Here is a 3,078-nt window from a genome sequence, read left to right on the forward strand (position 1 = left end):
GTCAGCTAAATGGATCAGAATCCGGAAGCTTCGGTCTTCGGTCATCGGTCTTCCAATCGGTCAGGCATAGAAAATAAGGTAACTGGCATGATTGCGGATAATCAGATTTAGAATAATTCCTTCTGATCTATCCATTTATTTCACAAGTTTCAGCCTAAATATGAAGCCTTCCTATACCTAAAAATTGGTATTTTTATAGAGGATTGTTTTGAATTCAGTTCAATCTTTATCTTGCTTCCGAATTCACCCATCACCCTACACATTCACTCTAGTTTATCCTCTAAATGGGTAAGTGTTTAAAGAATAGCTTCTTTGTATTCATCTGGTACCACCGGTGGAACTTCCGTTCCATTCTTGGCTCTATTCTTTTGATCAATTTGCTTTCCTGCAATGAAAAGGAGGACCAATTGAACTTTGGAGTCTTTCCAGATCAGAATTACACTCCTTCAGAGGCTTGGGAAAGGTTTGACACTTTAAAGCAGAATAAAAGTTTGTTTAATCAGGGTATTACCAAAAGTCAGTGGTGGCTGGGATTTACTATAGTAAATGATGCGGATAGTTTACAGTCATTATTATTCGTTTCCAACAATCCTCATATCAACCGTATCCAGGTTTTTGAAAATGGAGCTAATTCCTCATCAATGGATCTGGGGGACTTATATCCTTTCGAAAAAAGGCCATTCCTTGACAGGGATTTAATTATCCCATTTACTATTCCTGCGAATGGCAAGCTTCAAGTCCTTTTGCAGATGGATAAATCTGGGGAAACATTTCACATAGAGCCTGAGATTCTGGATTTCCAAACTTTTTATCAAAAAAAGACCAATGATACTTTGATCATAGGGGGAATCCTGGGCTGGATGTGTATCATTTTCATTTTCGCAGTTTTCTTTGCTGCAGAACTGAAGTCTTGGAGTGGAGCAATATATGCGGCCTATGTTTTGGCTATTTCTCTTTGGTTGGCCACCCACTGGGGCTTGACATTTCAATTTCTCTGGCCTACTCAGACTACCTGGACTGGAATTGCCAGACCTTTTTTCAATTTGATGACCAATGTGCTGATTTTGCTCTTGGTGGTCAACTTCTTTCCTCCCACTGTTACTGGAAAAAAAACAGCAAAGTGGATTTGGGTTACTTCAATTTTCCAAGCTTTAATGGCTTTGTCCTTGCTTTTACCTATTGGAATAATGGATGGTGTTTCAAGCAAATCACTTTTCCTCCAGATTACGCTGCTTGTTTCCTTACTTACCAGCATTTTGATTCTATTATATCCTTTTCTCCAATGGAAAGCCAAGGTGCCTCTTGCTGGATATTACCTGCTCGGTATAGCTATTTTGGCTCTTTTTGGGATTGTACTGCAACTCAATCAAAAAATATTACCCATGGGTTTGCCCCATTATTTGGTGGATTATGGAAGTGCTTTCGCGTTGATGGGTGAAACGGGAGTAATTACCGCAGCTTTTGCAAGAAGAGCCTCACTTTTCAAAAAGGAAAAAGAAAAGCTCTCCATTGAGATTTTGGAAAGGGAGAAACAGGCTGCCGAACACTTGATACAAGTTCAGGAAGATGAGCGTAAGCGATTGGGCAGGGATCTTCATGATAGCATAGGTGGAATGCTGGCAAGCCTTTATATCAAGACTGAGACAATAGAAGAAAATTATTCTAAGCAATCCTTAAATGAATTGAGGCAAATGATAGAGCAAAGCATACAGGAAGCCCGCTCGCTTAGCCACAATCTAACTCCTCACTATCTGGAAGAGAATGGTTTGGAAAATGTATTGAAAGTGCAGATTGAGCTCTTGGAGAAAAAATACCCGCTGAAAATCCATTTCTATTATCAAGTAGGTACAGATATGGGGAAATCCACGGAATTGATACTCTATCGAATTATAAATGAGCTACTTCAAAATATGGTTAAGCATTCGGAAGCGAAAAAAGCGCTGATTAGTATTTCGGAAAGGGAGGGTGAACTAGAACTCATTGCAGAAGATGATGGAAAAGGAATTGATCCTGATCTTAGTCTAAAGGGAATTGGCCTAAAAAATATTCAAGAAAGAGTTGCTTATCTTAAAGGGAAAATGGAATTGGAATCCAGCACAAGCGGAACAAGCCATATCATAATCATACCGCTACATGCTTAACTTCAGTGAAATTAAAATTGTGCATATAGACGATCACTTGCTATTTGCGCAAGGAGTTTATTCTTTGATTGGTACAGAGTCGTTTATTCAGGAACTCGCGCATGCACAGTCTTTTAAAAAGGGTTTGGAGGAGGTCAAAAGAATCCAGCCTGACATTATTTTATTGGATTATTTTTTACCTGATTCTGACGGTATAGCTTCTATCAGGGAATTGAAAAAAGTATCTGTTTCCAGTAAAATAATCCTGCTTACTATGGAAAGTAATCCCAACATCGTAGATAAATGCAGAATGGAAGGAGCTATAGGATATTTGCCGAAATCAATCAGTAAAAAGGCATTGATTCAGGCTTTGAATAATGCTATCGAGGGGACCCCTACTTTTCCTGAGTCAACAGGGGAAAATACCCAGAGATCAGAAACTTATTCTAAACTGAATATTCTCAGTAAGCGGGAGAAGGAGATTGCTTATTTGATAGCGGAAGGTTTGACTTCAGCGGAAATTGCTGAGAAGCTTTTTTTGAGTGATTTGACAGTCAATACCCATAGGAGGAATTTGATTCAAAAGTTAGGATTGAAAAATTCAGCTCAATTGGTGGCATTTGTGGAGAATCAGAAATTTATGGAGTCCTGAGTTTTATCTTGATGTGATTTGTAATTCTCGGACTTCTTGCTGGCATTGAGTTATCGTTTCCAAATGAAGATTCCGGGCCAGCGCTGAGTAAATATACCTACTATTCAAACCCCGAGTTGCACTCGGGCCTGCCCGACTTAGGCGGGGCTAAGAAATTACGCTCCTTTGGAGCTAGGTTCCTTTTATAGTTTGGAGGTTATCTCGCCGAAGGCATATCTGGCTCGACGGAGGAGAGTCTATCTTGCCGAAGGCATATCTTGATAATATCTTAAAATTATCTTCTGAATATTTCGCCGAAGGCGTATT

General features: G+C 39.4%; 2 protein-coding genes. Both read left to right on the forward strand.

Features of this window, described 5'->3' with window-relative positions; translation table 11 throughout:
• The first annotated feature begins 284 nt into the window (after positions 1-284).
• Positions 285-2,141 carry a sensor histidine kinase gene (locus FL972_RS12125; protein ID WP_144605728.1) on the forward strand — a complete coding sequence of 619 codons (1,857 nt, stop codon included), beginning with the start codon at positions 285-287 and terminating at the stop codon, positions 2,139-2,141.
• On the forward strand, positions 2,134-2,772 hold the full coding sequence (locus tag FL972_RS12130) for a response regulator (protein WP_144605729.1): 639 nt from the start codon (positions 2,134-2,136) through the stop codon (positions 2,770-2,772). The genes FL972_RS12125 and FL972_RS12130 overlap by 8 nt, the downstream gene beginning before the upstream one ends.
• The last annotated feature ends 306 nt before the right edge of the window (positions 2,773-3,078 follow it).

This window comes from Algoriphagus algorifonticola (genome assembly GCF_007655305.1).
Taxonomy (GTDB): Bacteria; Bacteroidota; Bacteroidia; order Cytophagales; family Cyclobacteriaceae; genus Algoriphagus; species Algoriphagus algorifonticola.

Coding starts and splice junctions, on each gene's coding strand:
- FL972_RS12125 (WP_144605728.1), top strand. CDS start 285: ATGGGTAAGTGTTTAAAGAATAGCTTCTTTGTATTCATCTGGTACCAC.
- FL972_RS12130 (WP_144605729.1), top strand. CDS start 2,134: ATGCTTAACTTCAGTGAAATTAAAATTGTGCATATAGACGATCACTTG.